The organism is Pseudidiomarina marina, assembly GCF_044807045.1.
In the GTDB taxonomy this organism is placed as follows: domain Bacteria; phylum Pseudomonadota; class Gammaproteobacteria; order Enterobacterales; family Alteromonadaceae; genus Pseudidiomarina; species Pseudidiomarina marina.
In genome coordinates, this window is sequence record NZ_CP085233.1 from 1,041,586 (window position 1) to 1,065,137 (window position 23,552).

General features: G+C 48.3%; 15 protein-coding genes and 1 tRNA gene. 7 read left to right on the forward strand and 9 right to left on the reverse strand.

Annotation, left to right across the window (positions count from 1 at the left end; translation table 11 throughout):
- Positions 1 to 25 precede the first annotated feature (25 nt).
- The 5 genes from LG272_RS04910 to aceK all read left to right on the forward strand — a co-directional run bounded on the left by LG272_RS04910 (position 26) and on the right by aceK (position 7,680).
- A complete protein-coding gene (locus LG272_RS04910) occupies positions 26 to 1,546 on the forward strand; it encodes a S10 family peptidase (RefSeq protein ID WP_126760406.1) in 1,521 nt (506 codons plus the stop codon).
- An 18-nt stretch (positions 1,547 to 1,564) separates the two neighbouring features.
- Complete coding sequence (locus LG272_RS04915; RefSeq protein WP_126760407.1) at positions 1,565 to 1,723, forward strand: YqaE/Pmp3 family membrane protein; 159 nt, start codon at positions 1,565 to 1,567, stop codon at positions 1,721 to 1,723.
- Between the two features lie 15 nt (positions 1,724 to 1,738).
- Positions 1,739 to 4,912 (forward strand): amidohydrolase family protein, encoded by a 3,174-nt coding sequence (locus LG272_RS04920; RefSeq protein ID WP_404409873.1) that lies wholly within the window; start codon positions 1,739 to 1,741, stop codon positions 4,910 to 4,912.
- Positions 4,913 to 4,999: 87 nt separating this feature from the next.
- Entirely contained in the window at positions 5,000 to 5,935 is a 936-nt protein-coding gene (locus LG272_RS04925; RefSeq protein WP_126760409.1) for a LysR family transcriptional regulator, read from the forward strand.
- A 2-nt stretch (positions 5,936 to 5,937) separates the two neighbouring features.
- The gene (aceK, locus tag LG272_RS04930; RefSeq protein WP_126760446.1) at positions 5,938 to 7,680 is read left to right on the forward strand and encodes a bifunctional isocitrate dehydrogenase kinase/phosphatase; all 1,743 of its coding nucleotides are present in this window, start codon (positions 5,938 to 5,940) and stop codon (positions 7,678 to 7,680) included.
- A gap of 46 nt (positions 7,681 to 7,726) precedes the next feature.
- Here aceK and nhaD read toward each other — a convergent pair whose 3' ends face one another.
- The 5 genes from nhaD to LG272_RS04955 form a co-directional block, all read right to left on the reverse strand.
- Positions 7,727 to 9,166 carry a sodium:proton antiporter NhaD gene (gene nhaD, locus LG272_RS04935; RefSeq protein WP_404409874.1) on the reverse strand — a complete coding sequence of 480 codons (1,440 nt, stop codon included), beginning with the start codon at positions 9,164 to 9,166 and terminating at the stop codon, positions 7,727 to 7,729.
- A gap of 175 nt (positions 9,167 to 9,341) precedes the next feature.
- Positions 9,342 to 10,679: an isocitrate lyase gene (gene aceA, locus LG272_RS04940; protein ID WP_126760411.1), complete on the reverse strand. Its 1,338-nt coding sequence runs from the start codon at positions 10,677 to 10,679 to the stop codon at positions 9,342 to 9,344.
- Between the two features lie 29 nt (positions 10,680 to 10,708).
- Positions 10,709 to 12,286, reverse strand: a complete 1,578-nt coding sequence (gene aceB, locus LG272_RS04945) for a malate synthase A (protein WP_404409875.1) — start codon at positions 12,284 to 12,286, stop codon at positions 10,709 to 10,711.
- 223 nt (positions 12,287 to 12,509) lie between these two features.
- A complete protein-coding gene (locus LG272_RS04950; RefSeq protein WP_404409876.1) occupies positions 12,510 to 13,301 on the reverse strand; it encodes an SDR family oxidoreductase in 792 nt (263 codons plus the stop codon).
- 24 nt (positions 13,302 to 13,325) lie between these two features.
- Complete coding sequence (locus LG272_RS04955; protein WP_404409877.1) at positions 13,326 to 14,606, reverse strand: hypothetical protein; 1,281 nt, start codon at positions 14,604 to 14,606, stop codon at positions 13,326 to 13,328.
- A 235-nt stretch (positions 14,607 to 14,841) separates the two neighbouring features.
- On the opposite strand from LG272_RS04955, the gene LG272_RS04960 reads away from it, so the two are divergent.
- Together LG272_RS04960 and LG272_RS04965 are read left to right on the forward strand one after the other, a co-directional pair.
- Positions 14,842 to 16,431, forward strand: coding sequence for a hypothetical protein (locus tag LG272_RS04960; protein ID WP_126760415.1), 1,590 nt, complete (start codon positions 14,842 to 14,844; stop codon positions 16,429 to 16,431).
- Between the two features lie 78 nt (positions 16,432 to 16,509).
- Positions 16,510 to 19,227: a TonB-dependent receptor plug domain-containing protein gene (locus LG272_RS04965; protein WP_404409878.1), complete on the forward strand. Its 2,718-nt coding sequence runs from the start codon at positions 16,510 to 16,512 to the stop codon at positions 19,225 to 19,227.
- A gap of 117 nt (positions 19,228 to 19,344) precedes the next feature.
- On the opposite strand, the gene LG272_RS04970 is transcribed toward LG272_RS04965, so the two are convergent.
- The 4 genes from LG272_RS04970 to LG272_RS04985 form a co-directional block, all read right to left on the reverse strand.
- Positions 19,345 to 19,420: transfer RNA gene (locus LG272_RS04970), tRNA-Phe, on the reverse strand.
- Positions 19,421 to 19,525: 105 nt separating this feature from the next.
- Complete coding sequence (gene speA, locus LG272_RS04975; protein ID WP_404409879.1) at positions 19,526 to 21,433, reverse strand: biosynthetic arginine decarboxylase; 1,908 nt, start codon at positions 21,431 to 21,433, stop codon at positions 19,526 to 19,528.
- On the reverse strand, positions 21,433 to 22,383 hold the full coding sequence (gene speB / locus LG272_RS04980) for an agmatinase (protein WP_404409880.1): 951 nt from the start codon (positions 22,381 to 22,383) through the stop codon (positions 21,433 to 21,435). Before speB ends, speA begins: the two co-directional genes overlap by 1 nt.
- A gap of 94 nt (positions 22,384 to 22,477) precedes the next feature.
- Complete coding sequence (locus LG272_RS04985; protein WP_404409881.1) at positions 22,478 to 23,503, reverse strand: ATP-dependent 6-phosphofructokinase; 1,026 nt, start codon at positions 23,501 to 23,503, stop codon at positions 22,478 to 22,480.
- Positions 23,504 to 23,552 lie beyond the last annotated feature (49 nt).

Consider the following 23,552-nt stretch of genomic DNA (forward strand, 5'->3'; position numbering starts at 1 on the left):
AACAATAAAACCAGAGGAAGTAATCATGAAGGGCATGAAACATCTCATTTTAGCGGTGATGATGGGGTCAAGCTTGGTTGTTACGGCAACTGCAACAGAACTCCCAGAAGCCAAAATTGCAGCTGACGAAACGGTTGTGACTGAGCACAGCACGACCATTAATGGTCAGCGTTTTAAATACAAAGCAACCACCGGCACGCAGCCAGTTTTCAACGAAGACGGCGAAGCCACGGCTGCACTCCATTTCACCTACTATGAGCGCCAAGGCGTTAAAAATCGCGAAGAACGTCCATTATTGATTTCATTTAATGGCGGCCCAGGTTCAGCATCCGTGTGGATGCACGTGGCTTACACCGGCCCAAAATCGCTTCGCGTTGATGACGAAGGCTTCCCACTTATGCCATACGGCGTTAAAGAGAACCCGCATTCGGTATTAGATGTGGCTGATATTGTGTTTGTGAACCCAGTAAATACTGGTTATTCACGTCCTCTACCTAAGAAAGATGGCTCGCAATATTCGCGTGATGAACTGCAAAAAATGTTCTTCGGTGTAAACGCCGATGTGAAGTATTTAGCTGATTGGATCAACACTTTTGTGACGCGTCATGAACGCTGGCGCTCGCCGAAGTACCTGATTGGTGAAAGCTACGGTACCACCCGTGTATCTGGCTTAGCGCTTGAGCTACAAAACCGTCAGTGGATGTATCTAAATGGCGTTATTTTAGTATCGCCAACCGATATCGGTATTGAGCGTAACGGCCCTGTGAAAGCAGCTAACCGCTTACCGTACTTTGCTGCAGCGGCGTGGTATCACAATGCCCTAGGCTCCGATCTGCAAAGCAAAGACTTACTCGAATTGCTGCCAGAAGTTGAGAAATATACGCTTGATGTTTACTTGCCAGCGTTAGCTAAAGGCGCCATGTTGCCTGCTGCTGAAAAAGAGCAAATTGCTGAGCAAGTGGCGAAGTATTCAGGTTTAGATAAGCAAACGGTTATGCGTTCTAACCTGGACATCAGCACCTCGTTTTTCTGGAAAGAATTACTGCGTGATCGTGGCCAGACGATTGGTCGTCTCGATTCGCGCTATCTCGGTATTGACCGTGATGACGTGGGGTCTCGCCCAGATTACAACTCAGAACTGACTTCTTGGTTGCACTCGTTTACTCCGGCAATTAACTACTACTTGCGCGAAGAACTTGGCTACAAAACTGATGTGAAATACAACATGTTTGGCCCAGTGCATCCGTGGGATCGCAGCAACGACAATACCGGTGAAAACCTGCGTCAAGCGATGGCACAAAACCCATACTTGAATGTCTTGATTCAGTCGGGTTACTACGACGGTGCGACCAACTATTTCGATGCGAAATACAATATGTGGCACATCGACCCGAGCGGCCGCATGGCAGACCGTATTGGATTCAAAGGTTATCGTAGTGGTCACATGATGTATTTGCGCGCTGAAGATTTGAAATTATCGAACAACGACTTGCGCGAATTCATAAAAGCGACTATTCCTGCTAAGGATGAAGCAGCGAAATATTAATAATTAAGGAGATAACTCATGGATTTAATCCGCATTTTAATCGCAATTTTGTTACCGCCACTGGGTGTATTTTTACAGGTCGGTATTGGTAAGCACTTTTGGATTAATATTATTTTGACGTTGCTTGGTTACATACCAGGTATCGTTCACGCGGTTTGGGTTATCGCCAAAAAATAACTATAAGGTTTACCCATGAAGAAATTATCAACGCTGGCCCTTGGGGTCAGCGTAGCTTTATCTTTTTCTGCGCCTACGCTTGCCCAAACGGAAAACGGTTGGGACGTAAATAATCCTCAAGGTGAATTCAAAGACATTCAGATCAAAACCTCTGAAGGTACTTGGATGAACGTGGATATGAGCCCCGATGGCAAATTCATTGTCTTCGATATGCTCGGCGATATTTATCGTATTCCTGCCAGCGGCGGCGATGCTGAATTATTGATAGGTGGTATTGCATGGCATATGCAGCCGGTTTACTCACCGGATGGCAAATACATTGCCTTTACCTCGGATGCCGACGGTGGCGACAATATTTGGATCATGGATGCGGATGGTAGCAATCCGCGCCAAGTCACAGACGAAACTTTCCGTTTGTTGAACAGCCCAGCATGGAGCCCAGACAGCGAATTTATCGTTGCGCGTAAGCATTTTACTGCTAGCCGTTCACTCGGTGCTGGTGAAGTGTGGATGTATCACCGCTCGGGTGGCTCAGGTGTGATGTTGACTGAGCGTCCGAATGATCAAAAAGACTTAGGCGAGCCGGCGTTTTCACCAGATGGCCGTTATATCTATTTCTCGCAAGACGATACCCCAGGTAAAACCTTCCATTACAGCAAAGACTCGCTGGAAGGCATTTATAAAATCAAACGTTATGATCGCGAAACCGGCGACATTGATGTGATTTTAAGTGGTGCAGGCGGCGCAATTCGCCCGACACCTTCGCCGGATGGTAAGTATCTTGCCTATATTAAGCGCGAAGATTTCAACAGCGTACTGTATTTATATGACCTCGAGTCAGGCGAGAAAAAGCGGTTATACAGCCAGCTTGATCGCGACATGCAGGAAACATGGGCAATTCATGGCGTGTATCCGACTATGGATTGGAGCCCTGATAGCAAGAAAATGGTGTTTTGGGCTGACGGCAAAATCATGCAACTTGATGTTGCTAGCCGCAGTACCCGCGTGATTCCATTTAGCGTTGAAACCACGAAGAAAGTTCAGCATGCCTTGCACTTCGAAACCAACCTAGATGAAGACAAGTTCAAGGTGAAAATGCTGCGTATGGTGCAAGTAGCGCCAAATGCGAAGCAAGTGGTGTTCGAGGCGCTCGGCAAATTATACGTGCGTAGTTTACCGAACGGTGAGCCGAAGCGATTAACCAATCGTGAAGGCGCTTGGGAGCTTTACCCAAGCTATTCACGCGATGGTAGCAAGCTTGTTTATGCAACGTGGGATGACCAAAAACTTGGCCAACTTATTGTTCGTGACGTGAAATCGGGCAAAGAAACAGTATTGGCAACCGGCGAAGGTAAATTCGTTGAGCCGGTGTTTAGCCCAGATGGCAACGCCGTGGTTTATCGTAAAATCCGTGGTGGTTATATCACTTCTGATACTTACGGCTTGAACCCTGGTGTTTATCACTTGTCGCTGAGCAAAAACGCGAAGCCACGTCTGATTAGTGAAAGCGGCAGCTCGCCACAGTTTGGTGCGCGTAGCGATCGGGTTTACCTGATGGCATTCAATGGCTCGCCGTCATTGATGAGCGTGGATTTAACTACGAAAGAATCGCGCACGCTCTATACCGCGGAGCATGCAACTGAATTTCGTGTATCACCTGATGGTAAGAACTTGGCTTTTGCTGAGCGCTTCAAAGTATTCGTGACGCCATTTGTTGAACGTGGTGCGCCAATTAAAATCAGCCCAACGGACAAACAGTTCCCAGTTGAGCAATTGTCGGTTCGTGCTGGCGAAAATATTTCGTGGAGCGGCGACGGCCAAGCGTTGTATTGGTCTCTGGGCCCTGAGCTTTACCATGCGTCAGTAAACGGCTTGTTCGGCATTGATGGCGAATCTGAGTTCGAGAAAGTAGCGAATGGCTTGGATATCAGCTTTGATGCGGATGCCGGTATTCATGATGAAACCGTTGCGTTTGTAGGCGGTCAGGTTATCACCATGGAAGGCGATCAAGTGATTGAGCGCGGTGCTGTTGTCGTGAAAGGCAACAAAATCGTTGCGGTTGGTCGCGTCGATGATGTGACTGTGCCAAGCGGTGCAACCGTGATTGATACCACTGGCAAGACGGTCATGCCTGGCTTGTTCGATGGTCACGCACACGGCCCGCAAGGTGACAACGAGATTATTCCAGAGCAAAACTGGAAAACCTATGCCACGTTGGCGTTTGGTGTAACCTCAATTCACGATCCATCCAATGACACCACTGAAATCTTTGCTGCGAGTGAATTGCAAAAAGCAGGCTTCATTGCTGCGCCACGCACATTCTCAACCGGTACTATTTTATATGGTGCGAACGGTCCGGGTTATACCGCGCATGTTGATAGTCTTGAAGATGCGAAGTTCCATCTTGAGCGTCTGCAGAAAGTTGGTGCATTTTCGGTGAAGAGCTATAACCAGCCGCGTCGTAATCAGCGTCAGCAAGTTATTCAAGCTGGTCGCGAGTTAGGCATGATGGTGGTACCAGAAGGTGGCTCATTGCTGCAACATAACTTGACGATGATTGCTGATGGTCACACCACAGTCGAACACTCAATTCCAGTTGCCAAAATCTACGATGATATTGAGCAATTCTGGAGCCAAACCGACGTGAACTATACCCCGACGTTGGGTGTTGCATACGGCGGTATTTGGGGTGAGAACTATTGGTACGCTGAAACGGACGTGTGGAAACATCCGAAGCTATCGAAGTTTGTACCAGAAGATGCATTGGTGGGCTCTGTGCGCCGTGAGAAAGCACCGCATAACCACTACAACCATTTCAACAATGCCGATGTAGCAAAACAGCTGCAAGATCTTGGCGTTGATGTGGTGGCTGGTGCGCATGGTCAGCGTGAAGGTTTAGCTCAACACTGGGAAATTTGGATGATGGCGCAAGGTGGTATGACACCGCTGGAAGCATTAGCGACATCGACGATTAACCCAGCGAAAGAGTTCGGTATGGATAAATATATCGGCTCGTTGAAAGAGGGCAAACTGGCTGACATTATCGTGATTGATGGTAATCCGTTAGCGGATATTTTTGTCACTGATCGTGTCACGCACACCATGGTCAATGGCCGCTTGTTTGATGCGGAAACCATGAATCAGTTGGTGCCAAAAGCTGAGCCACGTAAGCCATTTTTCTGGGAATAGACCATAGTCGCATCACACAAGTGATGTATCTCAGAAAAATTATGTCTATAATCCCGCTATATTCTTATAGCGGGATTTATTTTTTTTATGAATAACATTAAAGATATCGACCTCAACTTATTGGTCTACCTCGACGTGTTATTGCGCGAGCGCAATGTGACCAAAGCGGCGGCGCAACTGAATATTACCCAGCCCGCAATGAGTAACGGCTTGAAGCGATTACGCACACTTCTGAACGATCCAATATTAGTGCGTACTAGTGAAGGTATGCTCCCCACTGAAACCGCCTTGCGCATGCAAGAACCGGTACGCCAAATACTCTATTCCGTAGAAGAAATGGTGCAACCGGCGCGTGAGTTTGATGCGGCGACCAGCGACCGTGTTTTTCGAATTATGGCGTCAGATTATGCTGCATCGACGTTGATGCCGCGGTTACTTGAAAAGCTGAAACAACAAGCACCGCATGTGGCACTCGATATCATGACACCCAGTGATATCAGCTTTCACGATGTTGAAAACGGCAAGGTCGATCTGGCGATTAACCGCTTTGAGAAATTACCGCAGTCGTTTCATCAGAAAAACTTATGGGAAGACGACTTTAGTTGCTTAGTGCGCAAAGACCACCCATTGGTACAAGACTACACACTTGAGAATTACCTCAAGGGCGAGCACGTTTGGGTAAGTAAAACTGGCTTCGGTGTTGGTGTTGGTATGGATCCGCATGACGTGCAAAAGCTCGGGTGGGTTGATGAAGCTTTAGGTTCGCTGGGGCATAAGCGAGAAATCCGCATCTTTACGCGAAACTACCATGTGGCTATGCATTTAGCGCGCCAAGGGCTTATCGCGACTTTGCCAAGTCAGGCTGCTGCGTTATACAAAGACGATGACGAGTTGGTCATGTTAGAGCCACCGTTTGCAATTCCAGCACTTGAGCTCACCATGATTTGGAGCCCGTTATTGCAACATGACGCTGGTCATCGTTGGTTTCGTCAATTGATTACCGATACCGCAGCACACCATTAATCATGGGCGATGCAAAGCGCGCGGGCATGTTTGCCCGAAAGATATTGCAGGGCTTTCATAAGCACTATGCCTTGTTTCAAGAAGTAACTCGTCGAGCCAAAGAACGGTTCGGCGAGGGCGATTGGCACGCCGGCCAGTACGCAGCAACCGTGCGCATTAGCTTCTATGATCAGCGGGTACGTGAAACCACCGCGATTCTTAGTCAACTGACTGGCGGCAAACTTAATGAAGAGCTTTGGTTAGAAACACGCAAAATCTACCAGCAGTTTCTGCAGTTTCACCCGCAGGCCGAATTGGCCGAAACCTTTTATAACTCGGTATTTTGTAATCTTTTTCATCGCCGCTACTTTAATAACGCCTACATTTTTGTCGAAACGACGCTAAGCGACAGTATACCGCTGGCGCTTGAAACTGAATTCCGCTCATATTTCCCCGTCGTACAGGGCATGCGCCGCACACTTGCGCGCATCATGGGCGATATTGATTTTGGCGCCGAATATGATGATTTATCGGAAGATATTCGCTTATTGCGCAAGGCATTTCGCGAACAAACCGCCGCCGGCGAGCTTTCTGCCTATCAGCTACGCATTGATGTGCTGAAAGAACCCTTCTTCCGTAACAAGGCCGCGTATGTCGTCGGCCGTATTGTTAGCGCGAACCGTATTTTCCCGTTTATTGTTCCGGTGCTAAGAAATAGTGCTGGGCGGCTTTATTTGGATGCATTAATCACCGATACCGACCACATGGCGATCATTTTTGCTTTCGCGCGTTCGTATTTTATGGTGCATACCCGAGCACCTTCGGCGTTAGTACGCTTCTTAAAAGGGCTAATGCCAAAGAAAACAATTGCGGAACTGTACTCGGCCATTGGTCTACATAAGCAAAGTAAAACTGAATTCTATCGTGATTTTCTGCATCACTTGGCCGCCAGTGATGATCAATTGGTCGCCGCGGCAGGTATTAAAGGCATGGTGATGACGGTATTTACGTTACCGTCGTACCCGTATGTATTCAAAGTAATTAAAGACCAGTTTGGTGGCGGCAAGCAGATGAGTCGGCAAACGGTTATTGATCGCTATCGCATGGTTAAACGCCATGATCGTGCAGGGCGTATGGCGGATACTTATGAATTTGCCAACGTTGCGATTCCGCTTGAGCGTATCTCACCAGATTTACTCGACGAACTCACTAGTACCGTGGCGGGTAGTTTAACTATTGAAGACGGTCAACTGGTGATTAGTCAGCTATTTGTTGAGCGCCGCATGATGCCACTGAATATCTTTTTGGAGTATGGCACTGACGCTGAAATAGAATTGGTGATGAAGGACTACGGACAAGCCATTAAAGACATGATGGCCGCGAATATTTTCCCAGGTGACATGCTGCTGAAAAACTTTGGCTTAACGCGCCATAAACGGGTGGTGTTTTACGATTATGACGAAGTTCAGTACCTCACCGAAATGAATTTCCGCAAATTACCGAAGCCAGAAACCTACGAGCAAATGATTGCGCCAGAACCTTGGTATACGGTGGCGCCGAATGACGTATTTCCGGAGCAACTCGCGACCTACGCAGTTCCGCAACCGAAGTTACGAGATATCTTACTGAAATATCATCCGGAGCTGATTGATGCTGAGTTTTGGCGGCAGCAACAAGATAATCTTGCGCGTGGCGTGATTACGGATGTGTTTCCGTACCCTGATGCCGTGCGCTTTATGCGGTGTGTGCGCACGACTTCGGGGTAGGGCGACTAACGTTATTCGTTAATCGTTATTGGTTATTCGTTATTCGTTAGTGGTTGAAGACGGTAAACAACTGCTCATTCAGCCACATGTGGGCTAGGATGCTGACGATGTAACCGAGCGCAATCACCGGCGTCCATTTTAAGTGGCTGGCGAAGGTGTAATAGCCACGCGCTTGCCCCATCAGTGCGACACCTGCCGCTGAACCAATCGATAACAAACTACCGCCCGTACCGGCCGTTAAGGTAATCAATAACCACTGACCGTGCGACATTTCTGGTTGCATCGAAAGTACCGCAAACATTACCGGAATGTTATCGATAATTGCTGACATGACCCCTAATGCGACGTTGGCAAAGGTTGGGCTCATGTCTAAATACAAGGTATTGGAAAGCAGTGATAAGTAGCCCATAAAGCCAAGGCCGCCAACGCAGATCACGATGCCGTAGAAGAATAACAAGGTGTCCCACTCGGCACGTTGTACACGGCTAAATACGTCGAATGGCACCACACTACCAAGGCGTTCAAGCCGCGCCATATCGCCAGCGCGTTCCGCCATTGCGCGTTTGCGCGCCAGTGAGCCTGGTAATGTCATCCGCAAGAAATAACCGAAGAATTGTAGATAACCGAGACCCATCATCATGCCAAGTACTGGCGGTAAGTGCAGCCACATGTGACAAGCAACCGCCGTTGCGATAGTGAGCAAGAAGAGGGTAGTAATTCGCAAAGCACCGCGCTTCAGTTCAACTTCTTCGTAGATTGCTGATGGCTTACGATCTTCTATAAAGAAGCTCATGATCACCGCTGGTACTAAGTAGTTCAGCAACGATGGGATGAACAAGACAAAGAACTCTTGGAATTCAACCATACCCGCTTGCCAAACCATCAGCGTGGTAATGTCGCCAAATGGGCTAAAGGCGCCGCCCGCGTTCGCGGCAATCACAATGCTGACACACGAGATACTGATGAACTTCTTATCGCCATCGGCAACTTTCATCACTACGGCGCACATCAGTAGGGCAGTTGTTAGGTTGTCCGCAACGGGAGAGATAAAGAATGCGAGAAACCCTGATAGCCAAAATAACTGTTTGTAGGTGAAGCCTTTCTTAATCATCCACGCGCGCAAGCCATCAAATAAACGACGCTCTTCCATGGCGTTGATGTAGGTCATCGCCACCAACAAGAACAGCATCAGTTCGGCAAATTCAAGTAAGTTATGACGAAATGCGTCTTCGGCGACACCTGGCAAGTCGTTTTGCATATAGACAAAACCGATCATGATCCAGATTAAGCCAGCGGCGACCAATACCGGCTTCGATTTGCGCATGTGTAATCGCTCTTCGCCCATCACCAGAATATAGGCAACGGTAAAGATAACGATGGCAGCAATACCAACGTTGGCGGTGGTGAGATCAAGTTGACCAGCGGCCGCCAATGCGGCAGGTGAGAACAGGCTAGCGCCTAACAATAACAGCAGTAGTTTCCACATGAGTGTTATTCCTTCAACATGTGAGGCTTCAGGGGTGAACAGCACAATTTATGAGATGAGTTGTCTGTTCAGGCGCGCGCATACTACCACAAAAAAGCCGCCAAACACCTGTGCTTGGCGGCTTATACTCAGTATTTTCCGAGGTAATTCTAAGTGGGTATTCGTAAACCTGCGCTTACGCCGGTTTTTTGAACTGTTCTTCTTCAGTTGAGCCGGTTAGGGCGGTTACTGAAGACTTCCCACCTTGAATCACATTGGTGACTTCATCGAAGTAGCCCGTACCAACCTCTTGTTGGTGAGCCACAAAGGTGTAGCCTTTCTCAGCTGCCGCAAATTCTTGCTGCTGCAGCTTCACATATGCGGACATATCGTTACGTGCGTAGTCATGCGCCAATTCAAACATGTGGTACCACATGTTGTGCACGCCAGCCAACGTGATGAACTGGAACTTATAACCCATGGCTGCGAGTTCCCGCTGGAACTTAGCGATGGTGGCATCATCAAGATTGCGCTTCCAGTTAAAGCTTGGTGAGCAGTTATAGGCAAGCAACTTACCTGGATACTGTGCGTGAATGGCTTCGGCAAACTTGCGCGCTTCATCTAAATCAGGTTTAGCCGTTTCACACCATAATAAATCAGCATAAGGCGCATAGGCCAAGCCACGTGAAATAGCCTGATCAATGCCGGCGTTCACTCTGTAGAAACCTTCGGCGGTGCGCTCACCCGTGCAGAACGGTTGGTCATTCGGATCGACATCGGATGTGAGCAAATCGGCGGCATTGGCATCGGTGCGGGCGAGAATCAGCGTCGGTACGCCGGCCACATCAGCAGCAAGGCGCGCGGCAATCAATTTCTGCACCGCTTCTTGGGTTGGTACCAAGACCTTGCCGCCCATATGACCGCATTTTTTCACCGATGCCAATTGATCTTCAAAATGCACACCAGCTGCACCAGCACGAATCATCGCCTGCATCAGCTCGTAAGCGTTCAGCACGCCGCCGAATCCAGCCTCTGCATCGGCAACAATTGGTGCGAAGTAATCGACATAGCCCTCTTGCTCAGGGCCGATACCCTTTGACCATTGAATTTGGTCTGCGCGCGCAAAGCTGTTATTGATGCGCTCAACCACCGTGGGTACTGAATCCACTGGGTACAGCGATTGATCCGGATACATGCTCAACGAGGTGTTATTGTCGGCAGCAACTTGCCAGCCCGACAGGTAAATGGCTTGTAAGCCGGCCTTAACCTGCTGTACCGCTTGGCCGCCAGTGAGCGCACCGAGCGCATTCACATAGTCTTTGCCGAACTTCTCTTGGGCAGCGCCGTTCACTAAACGCCACAGTTTTGCTGCACCGTTTTGGGCATAGGTACACTCGGGCTGAACACTGCCGCGCAGACGCACTACATCGAGTGCGGAATAAGTGCGTTCAACGCCAGTCCAGCGTGGGTTTTGTTGCCAGTCTTGTTCCAGCTGTTTGGCAGCTTCTGCTTGGTGTAATGGAATGGTTGTCATGGTTGTTGTCCTGTTAAGTAATGGAATTATTATTGAATGAGTTCGTAGCCGGGCAGAGTAAGAAACTCCACCAAGTCATCAGCGGTGGTGATGTCTTCTAACAATTGCTTGGCTGTTGCAAAGTTCTCGTTTTCCCAGCGTTGCTCGCCCACTTCGTTGCGAACAACTCTGGCTTCTTGTTGCAGGTAGGTGCGGAATAGGTCTTTGGTCACGACCTCGCCGTTATCAAGGGTTTTACCGTGCTTAATCCATTGCCAAATCGACGTACGTGAAATTTCGGCGGTAGCTGCATCTTCCATGAGGCCGTAAATTGGCACACAGCCTTTGCCGGATATCCATGCGGCAATGTACTGCAATGCGACGCGAATATTGGTTCGCATACCGGCTTCGGTGCGCTCACCAGAGCTCGGTTCGAGCAGATCGGCAGCGGTTATCGGCGCATCGTTTTCACGCAATACATGTAATTGATTGTCGCCATCAAGCCCATCAACAAACACCTCGCGTACGGTATCGGCAAGCCCCGGATGCGCAATCCAAGTGCCATCGTGGCCATTGTTCCGCTCAAGTTCTTTGTCCGCTTTCACCTTCGCGAGTATGGTGGCGTTTTCAGCTGGGTCTTTGCTCGGGATAAACGCCGCCATGCCGCCCATCGCAAGTGCGCCGCGCTTGTGGCAAGTTTTCACTAGTAACCGCGAATACGCATTTAAGAAAGGTTGGCTCATGGTCACGACCTGACGGTCTGGGAGTACTCTGTCAGCGTGGTTTTTCAGTGTCTTGATGTAGCTAAAAATATAATCCCAACGACCGCAGTTCAGCGCCACAATGTGATCACGCATGGCGTATAAAATCTCGTCCATTTGGAATACGGCGGGTAAGGTTTCAATTAACACCGTGGCGCGAATGGTGCCGCGTGGCTGCTGAAAATAGTTCTCGGTAAAGGTAAATACATCCGCCCACCATTGCGCTTCGCTGCTGTGCTCAAGTTTTGGCAGGTAGTAGTAAACACCAGTGCCGTTTGCAACACGTTGTTGATAGTTGAGATAGAAATAAACCGCAAAATCAAACAGGCAGCCGGGAATCACCGTGCCATCAACCAGAACGTGTTTTTCTGGTAGGTGCAGACCGCGAACGCGGGCAATCAACAGTGCTGGATTTTCATTAAGCTGGTAGCGTTTGTTCGAGGTCGGATCGGTATAAGTCATGTGACCCGTATTCGCGTCGAATAGATTGATTTGTCCTTGAATCACACCTTCCCAAGTTGGCGATTGCGAATCCTCGAAGTCAGCCATGTAACAATCAACATTGGCATTGAGCGCATTGATCACCATTTTGCGATCGACAGGGCCAGTGATTTCTAAACGTCGCTTCGTGAGATCTTTCGGCAGCGTCGCCACTTGCCAGTCGCTGTCACGAATGGCTTGTGTTTCTGGCGCAAAGTCAGGAAGGGCACCATGATCAATTTGCTGCTGCCGTTGCTGGCGATTTACTAGTAGCTGTTCGAGTTTCGGGCGAAAATTTCGTACCAAGTCGACCAAAAATTGTTGGCAGTTTTGATTAATCAAACCGGCTGCGGGTTGCTCAAGTTTTGGGAGTTTTAGTCCGTTCATAATTCATCCAGTTGTTGTTCGTGTGTTAACGAACTCTAGGCTAGACTGAATTCGACTAATACAACAAATGAATGAAGTGCATTACAGGCATTCACGGGGTGAATGATAAATGAAGTTAAACGGATGCGTTCAACACAAGAACGCGTAAATAAAGGTGTGCTGTCTGAAATTTAAACAACAACGCCCTCAAGCAGAGGGCGTTATATAAAAACGGATGTGCTGATTATTTTATTCGTGAATAGAGTAATTTCTGGTACCAGCTACGCGGCAAAAACCGTTTCATGTACCAAGCCATTCGCCCTTGGCGGTGCGGAAGCACGTGGGTTTTCTTCTTGTCGACCGCCTTCATAATTAGGCGTGCGATATCAACCGCATTCAATTTGCTTGAACGCATGAGCTTATCGAGCTTCTGCTCCATGCCATCAATAGAGGTTCGCATGCCGTGCCCCAAATTTGTTTTGAAGAAACTTGGACACACCACTGTAACGTGAATATTGTCTTTTTTAAGCTCGTTTTGCAGGGTCTCCGATAGGCTCACAACAGCTGCCTTGGTGGCGTTATAAGCACTCATGTTGGGTACATCAAGTAGTCCAGCCATTGATGCTACGTTGACAAAATGACCATGACCTTGGCGTTTGAACATCGGGGTAAATACCTTACAACCGCGCACAACGCCTAATAAGTTGATATCGATGATCCATTGCCAATCATTCAACGTGGTTTGAGCGAGTTGACCGACTTGAGCGACCCCCGCATTGTTCACCACCACATCAACACCACCCCATTCTTCTTCGAGCTTCTTTGCGACTTGCTCGAGATCGCTGACACGAGTGACATCGCAGGGCATGAACATGGCTTGGCGTTGTAGCTTTTGTAGGCTACCTATGACTGCTTCACCACGTTCAATATCTCGATCACCAATACAAACACGCCAACCACCTTTGGCACAAATTTGAGCAAGAGCAAAACCAAGGCCGCTGGCGCCGCCAGTGATAAATATTCGCTGCGGTTTCATGTGAAATTCCTGAATAATTTTACTTTAGGGAGCTATAGAAGCAGATACTGGTCGATCAATCAATTGCCGAAGCGACATTGAGGCGTAACCGGTTAACTGTTCAAAGGCGGCAAAATAGGTTTCGGAATCGGCCGCCGCGCCATCAGCGACTAATTCTGAATAGGTTTCCCATAGCGCAAAGATACCTGACCGTATGCCATTGGCTTGCAGTTGCGCATGAAGCTCAGCATTGGCAACTAGGCCACAGCTGTAATGCGCTTTAAAGTTAATTCGGCCAACAATCACAAACGGTTCGCTTGCCGGCCACGATGCGACGCATTCTGTTTGCGCCTTACGCACGGCATCTTGTACTAACTGATTGCTCTTCGCTAACTTCGCATCCGTATAAAGGTACGACATCAATTCGGCGGCGCCTTCATGAATCCAAGCTTCATCTGAGCTCGAATATTTTAACCCAGCGCCCTGAAACAAATGCGCTATTTCGTGCGCGAAGAACCATAAGGTATTTTGCTCATCGACGTTATCCAGTGCCTGCTCGCCATACCAATGCATAAACACTTGATTCGGCAGAACACCGCCTTGATGCCCGTAATAACCGCCGTCAAAGTCACTGTAAGAGGCGAATAATGTCGGCGTTTGTGAGAGTGCGCCCAGTTCCTTGGTATAGTAACTCATGATCATCGGTAGCTCCGTAATCATGTTTTGGCGTAATGACGAAGGCAGGGCAGGGTCAATGATAGCGACCAGAGCTGAGAATGTTTCCGGCGGTTGCGAGCCAATATAGATGGCGCGTCCACTGTCTCTATCGAGCCATTCGTGGAAGCCAAGTCGTAATTGACCATCCACCAGCATATAGTCATTAGTGGTTAAATTGACGGCCATTGGCCATTCATGGTGTGCGGCGCCACAGCTTTCTGCACAGGCAAAAAAGCGCGCCGTATGAACGAGCATGCCGCCGTCACTAAACGGAGAAAACGGTGCGTAGTCTTTCGGGAGGGTGGTATAACTCGCATCAAGGGTAAAAGCGGCTTCAGTAAACGGCTCGCCGTTTTGGCTACGAATTACTTCCGAACCGTTTTGCCAAGCAATCTCAATATTATCAGTTAATGGCTGCCAACGAGTCGCTCGAGAATTGTTAGGCGAGCGCACGAACTCTAATTGCGATACTGGTTCATTCAACTGGTAGGTTACCGTCCAACCAATCTCTGATTTACTCAAGGTAATGAGGCGTATTTGAGAATCGGCTGGTGCGAACCATAACAATAGGCCCAGCACTGCAACCGCAATAACAATGAAATAGCGCACGTTATATAAACCTCATTTTACTTACTGCTGATTATCAATGTAGCACTCGCGCTGCTACTGCTCCACATTGTTCATCGAAACTTCGTGTTTCTTTCTTTATTTTTACCGTGACAGTTCTGTTTCGGTTCAATGAATCTTTCATGACAAAACGAATTTGTCACAAATTTGTCATGCCTCCTCACTAATCTGCCTGCGTCGTTTAATTACTTACACTCGTTCCTTCCAGGAGAACACAATGAAATTGCAAACTCTTTTCCAAGTTACCGCGGTTGCTTCAGCATTGGCATTAGCCGGTTGTGGTGGCGATATCGAAATTACCCCGACAGTGAATGACAACAGCGTTGTAAATAATGGCTCAGGTGGCGATTCAGGCGGTGACACAACTAACGATAACCTGTGTGCAACCAACAATGGTGTACAGGGCGCATTTGATGGCCGCGATTGTGAATACAACCTTGAGTTTGCGAGCCGTAACGTCGAAATTACCGAAGACATTACTTTCGCAGAATTACCAGACGGCGGTGTGCACGTATTTGATGGCGCATTATTGATTGGTGAAGATTGTGATACCACCACGTCATGTACGATTAACCAAGACGGCCCAGTGATGACTGTTGAGCCAGGTGCGACGTTAGCCTTCACCAGCGGTGAAGCAATCATTCGTGTTGCTCGTGGTGCAAAATTAAATGCAATCGGTACTTTTGATAAGCCAATCACTTTCACTTCTGCGAATGCTTTCACCCGCTTTGACGTCGTTGGTAACGGCCCACGTTTCGCTGACTGGGGTGGCATTATCGTAAACGGCGAAGGTATCACCAACCAGTGTACTGATGCACAGCGTGACGCAGGAACCTGTAACGTTGCTTCTGAAGGTATCGTAAGCTACTACGGCGGTAATGATAACGCTGATGATAGCGGTTCAATGAAATATGCAAAAATCTGGTACGCTGGTTCAGGCCCACGTGCTGGCGGTGACGGCGATGACTTGAACTCATTAACATTGAACGCCGTCGGTTCAGGGTCATCTTACGAGTACATCCACATTCACCAAGGTTACGATGACGGTATCGAATTCTTCGGTGGTGCAGCTGATATCAAACGTATTGTTGTTACAGATACCCAAGATGATTCAATCGATATCGATGCAGGCTGGCAGGGTAACGCGCAGTTCTTGTACATCAAACACGGTACGGTAAACGTTGACGGAACTGACGTATTCATGGGTAACGGCGGCTTCGAAGCTGACGGTGAGAAAAACTCAGGCGCTGAATACTCACAAGCACCAACCTCACGTCCAAACATTGCTAACGTCACTGTTGTAACCACTGACGGTTTATCAACGCGTGACAACGATCCATCAACAGCGATGAAGTTCGACGATAACTTCCAAGGTCAGCTTTATAACTTCTTACTGGTTAAAACTGACGTTGCAACCAACGATACCCGCTGCATCCTGTTTACTGGTGATGGTGAGTTAGGTGTAACCGCTGGTGATTTGAACTTCTTCAACTCAGCGATGGCTTGTGTTGCTGAAAACGAATTTACATCGGCTGACCTGTTTGCTGATGGCACGAGCCGTCAAGACTGGTTCGACAACGGTGGCTTGAACGAGCGCATCGGTGGCAACGCAACAGTATTCGGCTCAGATGGTTTCGCAACTGACATGTCATCAGCTGATATCACTGTGACTGCCAACGACCTAAGCGGGTTAGGTAACAGCTTCTTTGAAGCGGTTGATTATGTTGGTGCGGTTTCAAGCACAGACACTTCTTCTGAATGGTATCAGTGGGTTGAAACTGCGTTAACTGCTGCAGAACAAGATTAATACGAACTTGTTGCATAGCAATCTATGGCAGGCGTGCTTATGGCACGCCTGCTATTACCGATAACGCAGGAGTTGACGATGAGCACCAATTATAAACTCAAGCCGCTAGCCCTAGCGGTCAGTATTGCCCTTCTTGCGAGTGGTCAGGCGTACGCGCAGCAGCAAGAATCCGAGCAAGCAACAACCGAAACCGCAGCGGATACTGCGATTGAAGAAGTTGTAACCACAGGTACCCGTTTACAAGGCAGCGCTGCAGCTGTTGTTGACGAGCGTAAGAACCAAGCCTTCGTGGCAGATATTCTTGGTGCTGAACAGTTATCAAGAACCGGCGATAGCGATGCAGCTTCGGCATTACGTCGTGTCACAGGTTTGACCCTTGTTGACGGTAAATATGTTTATGTTCGTGGTTTAGGTGAGCGCTACTCAAGTGCACGCTTGAACGGCGCGAGCATTCCTAGCCCTGATTTAACTCGTAACGTTATTCCGCTCGATATTATTCCATCAACCATTATCGAGAGCTTAGCGGTACAGAAAGTATTCTCGCCGACCATGCCAGCAGCTTTTGGTGGCGGTAATATCGATATTCGTACCAAATCACTCCCGTCTGACTTTCAAGTAAACCTTGAGGTTGGCATTGGTCACAACACCAATGCATCGGATGGCTACACGTATAACCGTAACGAAGCAGGCGTACCGCAAAACATTCGCGAAGCGATTGTGAAGTATCGTGGTGATTTCAGTTTGCGTAATATCGTGAGCCGTGACGGTCTGGTTAGCAATGAAACCGGCAGTGCAAGTGACCAAGCGCGTGCCATTAACGCCGGATTAGCAGAATCTTTACCGCGTGACATCGCGCTACAAGACGATTCGTTAGATCCGAACTACAGCATTAAAGCCAGTATTGGTAACAGCTTCGACGAGGAGTATTTCGGCGGTAGCATTGGTTTCTTATTGGCGGGTGCCTACGACACCAAATGGGATGTGTCTGAACGCACCAATGCGGTACTGAGTGAGAATGCGACTGATGGCTGTGCGACCACACTGAACAGTGCCGAAGAAGTTTCAAACTCGTGCTACAACACCTTAAGTGAAACCACACTGACCACCGAAACAGAACGTTTGAACGGTGTATTTAGTGTTGGCTATGAGCTTGATACGCACAGTGTGAGCTACACCAAGTTGTATTTGACCGACTCTGAAGATGAGTCTGAGTTCGGTATTATGCAAAGTCCAAATGGTAGTAACCTAAAAACTATCTTTGGTTCTGGTATCGCTAATCGTGAACACGAATTCAAATATGAAGAGCGTACGCTCGATATCGACCAAATTCGTGGTCAGCATACTTTCTTGGACTACTGGGGTATTGGCTTTGACTGGCAATACACTGAATCTGAAGCGCAAACAGATATCCCAACGGATATTTCGTATCGTTTCGATGATTTATACGGCAGCCAGGGTGAGTACTTAGCGACTGTTGTCACCGGTGATGATAACCGCGCGGTGTATCAGTACGTAGATATGCAAGACAACGTGAAATCGTACAGCGGTAACTTCAGCTTACCGACCAACTTTGCCGGCATGGATGTTGAGTTGAAAGCGGGCTACGACTTTACTGACAAGGCGCGTTACTACACGACTGACCGCTTCGCTATGGATAACGGATCAGGCTTGCGTGTAACTGTTAACGAAGACGCGAACGATGTGTTGGGTGTAACGGATTATCTGACCGACGAGCGCATTGCTGAAAACAACTTCTTGTTGTCTTATCGTGAGCCAACTTCGCCAGACGCCGACGATTACATGGCTGTGCAGAAAATCGATGCGTTTTACGGCTCGTTTGATGCGTTCCTGACTAACAACTGGCGTTTAGCTGGTGGTGTGCGTTGGGAAGAGTTCAAACAAGTGTCATTGGCAACTTCAAGCTTGATTTTCACTCGTGAAGATCTGGAAACCTTCTACTCGGTTAATCGTATTTTAAACGGCACCACCGTGGAAGATGATTTCTATCCAGCATTATCGTTAACCTATATCAGCGACGACAACTACCAGTTACGTTTCGGTTTCTCTGAAACGGTTGTGCGCTCTGATATTCGTGAAACTGTGCCAGTTGCTTACTACGACCCAATTACCGATATTCGTACCATCGGTCGTGCGGGCCTTGAAAGCAGCCCAATGACGAACTTAGACGCGCGTTTCGAGTACTTTGCTGACAACGGTGATAACTACACAATCTCGGCTTTCTACAAGGATATTGAAAAGCCAATTGAGTCAGTACTCAGCGTGGGTGACGAAGAGTACACGTTGAATTACGTGAACGGTATTTCAGCTGAGGTATACGGCGTTGAATTCGAGTGGTTACATGACCTTGCTTATCTGGCTGACGGCTTCTTCACCGCTGGTAACCTTACCTTAAGTGACTCAGAAGCAGTGATTGACCCAGCGCTAGCGGGTAACTTAACTAACCCAACCAAGCGCATGACAGGCCATTCAAAGTACGTTGCTAACTTCCAGTTAGGGTACGACTCAGTGAACGGCAATCACTCAAGCTCGTTAGTGTACAACGTGTTTGGTGAGCGTATTTTGGCGGCTGGTATCGGTGGCCGTGGTGATGCTTACGAACAACCGTTCCACTCACTTGATTTGGTTTACAACTATTACCCAGACTTTAACTCGAAAATTAGTTTCAAAGTGCAAAACTTGCTTGGCGAAGATCAAGAAGTCACGCAGTCTGACGTCATAGTACAAACCCGCGAAGTAGGGCAAGTGTTCAGCTTAAGCTACAGCTACGAGTTCTAATTCGCAGCACTGAATGACGAAAGGAGAGGGCGCAGGATGCGCCCTTTTTTTGTTTTTTTCTGACAAAGTGCCAGAACGAAAAAAGCCTCGCTATTGCTAGCGAGGCTTTTCGAATAATGGTGCCCAGAGGCGGAATCGAACCACCGACACGGGGATTTTCAATCCCCTGCTCTACCGACTGAGCTATCTGGGCGTCGGGGCGTATTAAACGAGTTTTTCGGGTCTGAGTCAACCGCTTTTTTAAGGAAAATCGGCGAATTCAGACCGTTTGCTCAGTAAATACGCAATTTGATTGGTTTTACACCTTTAAGTAGGTGCTACCGGCCAAACACTTCTCGTAATAGTCAGTCCACTTCACGCCTTCACGCGGTGCGATGTGGCCTTTCCGAACTTCACGATCAATCGACTTCTTCACGGTTTTTGCCATGAAATCAGTGTTGTATTGCATCGTTTCAAGCACTTTCTCAGCCGAGGTACCCGGAACCACCTCTTCAATGTAAAAGTCGCCTGGTTCGTCATCGTGGCAGTAAATATGCACTTCGGTTAAACGACCGAATAAGTTGTGCATATCGCCCATCACGTCTTGATAGGCGCCGGTTAGGAACATACCAACGTAATAGTTATCGCCTTTGCGCAACGCATGCATTGGAATATTATCGCTGATTTCGGTGCCTTCGATGTATTTGCTGAGCTTACCGTCACTATCACAGGTAATGTCGACAATAGAGCAGCGTACTTCTGGCTTCTCGTTTAAGCGGCTAATTGGCACAATTGGCAGTACCTGGCCAATGGCCCAAGTATCGGCCGCCGATTGGAAAATTGAGAAGTTACACAAGTACTGGCTCGCCAACATATCTTCGAGTTCTTCCAGTTCTTGGAACACGAAGCTTTCGCGATCAAGCGATTGGTGAATCTCGCTCAAAATGCGCCAGTACATGGTATCGAGCTTCGCCATTTCTTCTAACGACAAAATACCAAGTTTGAATGCTTCGTAAGCACTCTGTTTGAACGATGCTGCGTCGTTGTAACGTTCCTGCGGGTGCATGTCTGCCGAGTTAACCAGCTCGCGCATGTTGCTCACAAGAATGTGTTCGTCTGCGCTGGCGCTGATATCAAATTGCGCGCCAGTGTTTTTGATTTCACCGACAATATTGGTTACCACGCAGCTGTGGTGAGCGGTAATGGCGCGGCCACTTTCGCTCACGAGGTTCGGGTGCGGCACTTCTTCCAAATCACAGATCTGCTTCACGCCATAAACCACGTCAGCAACGTATTCCTCGGTTGAGTAGTTGCGCGACGAGTCGGTGGTTGAGCTGGTACCATCGTAATCGATACCAAGGCCACCACCGATGTCTAGATACTCAAGGGGCACGCCAATTTGAATGAGTTTGGCATACAAACGAGCGCCCTCAGAAACCGCTTCTTTCACTTTGCGAATATCCGACATTTGGCTGCCGATGTGGAAGTGTAATAACTTCGCACAGTGCAACATGTCTTCTTTTTTCAGAAGCTCAACAATGTTTAAGATTTCAGTGATGCTTAAACCAAATTTTGCACGGTCGCCACTTGAGCCTGCCCATTTACCAGCACTACGTACCATCATTTTGCTACGCAAACCAATCATCGGCTCGACGCCGAGTTTTTTCGCCAGTGGAATCAACATTTCAAGTTCACTGAACTTTTCAATGACAATGATCATTTTACGGCGCAGCTGACGGCCAAGTAGGGCGAGGGTCAAGTAATCTTCGTCTTTGTAACCATTGAGAACGGTCAAAGCATTTGGGTTTTCGTTGTAGGCAAGTACTGCCATCAACTCAGGCTTTGAACCAGCCTCAAGGCCGTAATCGTAGGGTTCGCCCGCATCGATGATTTCTTCAACCACCTCTCGCATTTGGTTCACTTTAATTGGGAACACACCAACGTAGCGCGCATTGTAGCCAGCATCAGCGATGGTTTTAGCGAAAGTTTCGTTCAGAATTTCAACTTGTGAGCGCAGAATATCGTGAAAACGAATGACCGCTGGCAACTGAATGCCTTCAGCTAAGATTTCATCCACCACTTCCTGCATATCGATGGTGACATCAGGCAAACGGTGATTCGGTGCGATTTGGATATTGCCATTTGCACCAATCGAGAAGTATCCCGCACCCCAGCGGTTTACCCCGTAGAGTTCTTCGGCATCGTCGATTGTCCAGTTCTGAGCCATCAGCGAGCCCCTTTTTCGTTCAGAATGATTAACAGTTCGCGTACAATTTTTGCCGCAAACACATCAGAGTTACCAGTTGGATCGATCTCTGGCGATAGCTCAACAACATCGGCACCGACTAGGTTTTTGCCGCGCAGTAACTTCATTAAGCTTACGTACGAATGAAAATCTTCCCCGCCTGGCTCCGGTGTGCCGGTGCCTGGTAAAAATGCTGGATCGAAGTAGTCTAAATCCAACGTGAGATAGATTGGACGGTCGTCAGCGATAGCTGCCACGCTGTCTAAGAAATCTTTGCGTGATTTGCGCACCGTGCCGTGCTCGTTCATGTATTGGTATTCTTCGCGCGTGCCTGAGCGAATACCATACTGAATGAGTTCGTGGCCCGGACCAAAATGGTCAAGCGAGCGACGAATAATAGAGGCGTGTGAGTAATGGTAACCCAAGAAGCCATCACGCAAATCAGCGTGTGCATCAAGGTGCAGGAGCACTAAATCAGGGTACTGTTGTAAGTATTTGCGAATTGGCGCATACGAAATAGAGTGTTCGCCGCCAAGCGTTAACACGCGAACATTGTTCGCTTGCAGGTCGAGCGGTTGGAAAATCTCATCAAATTGGTCGCTAGCGTGTTGCCACTGCGCTTCCACATCATCACTTGAGCCAAGCGATAAATTGCCCAAATCGTAAAACGGGTGATCAAAGAGATCGGCATCAAGGTATGGCGAATAGCTTTCGATATCTTCCGACACCGCGCGTAGGCCATCAGGACCGTTACGTGTTCCTTTACGAAAACATGCTGTACCATCAAAACCGAAACCAATAATATGCGTACCGTTGGTGTACACGGCATTATCGGTGGTTGCGCCAAAAAACTCGCGCACTGGCGCGTCAGTTTTTACAGCTTCAGCAACTTTGGTCTGAGCGGTCATTTGATTTGGGTTTTGTTGACTCAAGGTGATTCACCTCCGTTCGTTCAACAGGGTTGATTTTGGCAAATTAAAAAGGGGCATATTATCCGTATAATTGCCCCAAATTGCCACTATCTGATTAACTACGTGTCGACTTTTTTACTGGATTAAAAATCTCATGTTGAATACGTAAAAGATTCGCATCGAGTGGGTTCTTTTTGGTCCATGTATCAACCAATGGCACTTCGACCATTTCACCGGCTTTAATGCCAGCCATAACCTCAGTTTTACCCTGCAGAATAAGCTCTACCGCATGCACCCCCAGCTCTGATGCGAGTACTCGGTCGGATGGCGTCGGTGGTCCACCACGTTGAATATGGCCAAGCAAGCACGGGCGACAAGGCATATTATATTCAGCTTCAAGTTGTTCAGACAGTGCAACTGCACCGCCTGGCCATTGATGCTCGCTCAACACCATAACGTAACTGCCGGCACCGCGAACTTCTTCAACACGTTTAATGTGTTTGACCAATGCCGCAATCGTTAATGGTTTATCTTTTTGCAACTCTGGCAAAATCATCCGTTCGGCGCCTGCTGCCATGGCGCTTTTGAGGCCAATAAAACCTGCATGACGGCCCATGACTTCCACGATAAACACGCGATCCATCGCATCGGCGGTGTCGCGAATTTTATCCAAAGCGTCCATTGCTATCGCGACAGCGGTCGAATAACCGATGGTGGCGTCGGTGCCATATAAATCGTTATCGATAGTGCCAGGCACGCCAATGATTTGGCCCTTCCAGTATTGGCTTAAATGATGCGCGCCACGGAACGAGCCATCGCCGCCAATGACGACGAGTGCGCTGATCCCGAGCGAATCGAGATTGTTTGCAGCGAGTTTGGCACTCTCAACTTCTTTAAAGCGCGGGCACCGAGCGCTTTTAATGATTGTTCCTGAATATTGTAGAACGTGCAGGACATCCGCAGATTTCAGTGGCACATGTTCGTTATTCAACAGGCCTTCGTAACCATGACGAAACGCCATCACTTCCATGCCATAGTGCTCGGCAGCCAATACCACTGCGCGTAACGCTGCATTCATGCCAGGGGCGTCGCCACCACTGGTTAGCACACCAATCCGTTGCTTTGTCGATGTTTCAGACACCTCTATACTCCTCTTTCCTATTGTCTGATAAGCTTATCGAAGTTAACTC

Bases quoted from the DNA above. Each gene is read 5' to 3' on its own strand.
- LG272_RS04960 (WP_126760415.1), top strand. From the start codon at position 14,842: ATGAAATTGCAAACTCTTTTCCAAGTTACCGCGGTTGCTTCAGCATTG.
- LG272_RS04915 (WP_126760407.1), top strand. From the start codon at position 1,565: ATGGATTTAATCCGCATTTTAATCGCAATTTTGTTACCGCCACTGGGT.
- LG272_RS04925 (WP_126760409.1), top strand. From the start codon at position 5,000: ATGAATAACATTAAAGATATCGACCTCAACTTATTGGTCTACCTCGAC.
- nhaD (WP_404409874.1), bottom strand. From the start codon at position 9,166: ATGTGGAAACTACTGCTGTTATTGTTAGGCGCTAGCCTGTTCTCACCT.
- LG272_RS04920 (WP_404409873.1), top strand. From the start codon at position 1,739: ATGAAGAAATTATCAACGCTGGCCCTTGGGGTCAGCGTAGCTTTATCT.
- aceK (WP_126760446.1), top strand. From the start codon at position 5,938: ATGGGCGATGCAAAGCGCGCGGGCATGTTTGCCCGAAAGATATTGCAG.
- aceA (WP_126760411.1), bottom strand. From the start codon at position 10,679: ATGACAACCATTCCATTACACCAAGCAGAAGCTGCCAAACAGCTGGAA.
- LG272_RS04910 (WP_126760406.1), top strand. From the start codon at position 26: ATGAAGGGCATGAAACATCTCATTTTAGCGGTGATGATGGGGTCAAGC.
- LG272_RS04965 (WP_404409878.1), top strand. From the start codon at position 16,510: ATGAGCACCAATTATAAACTCAAGCCGCTAGCCCTAGCGGTCAGTATT.
- LG272_RS04950 (WP_404409876.1), bottom strand. From the start codon at position 13,301: ATGAAACCGCAGCGAATATTTATCACTGGCGGCGCCAGCGGCCTTGGT.
- speA (WP_404409879.1), bottom strand. From the start codon at position 21,433: ATGGCTCAGAACTGGACAATCGACGATGCCGAAGAACTCTACGGGGTA.
- aceB (WP_404409875.1), bottom strand. From the start codon at position 12,286: ATGAACGGACTAAAACTCCCAAAACTTGAGCAACCCGCAGCCGGTTTG.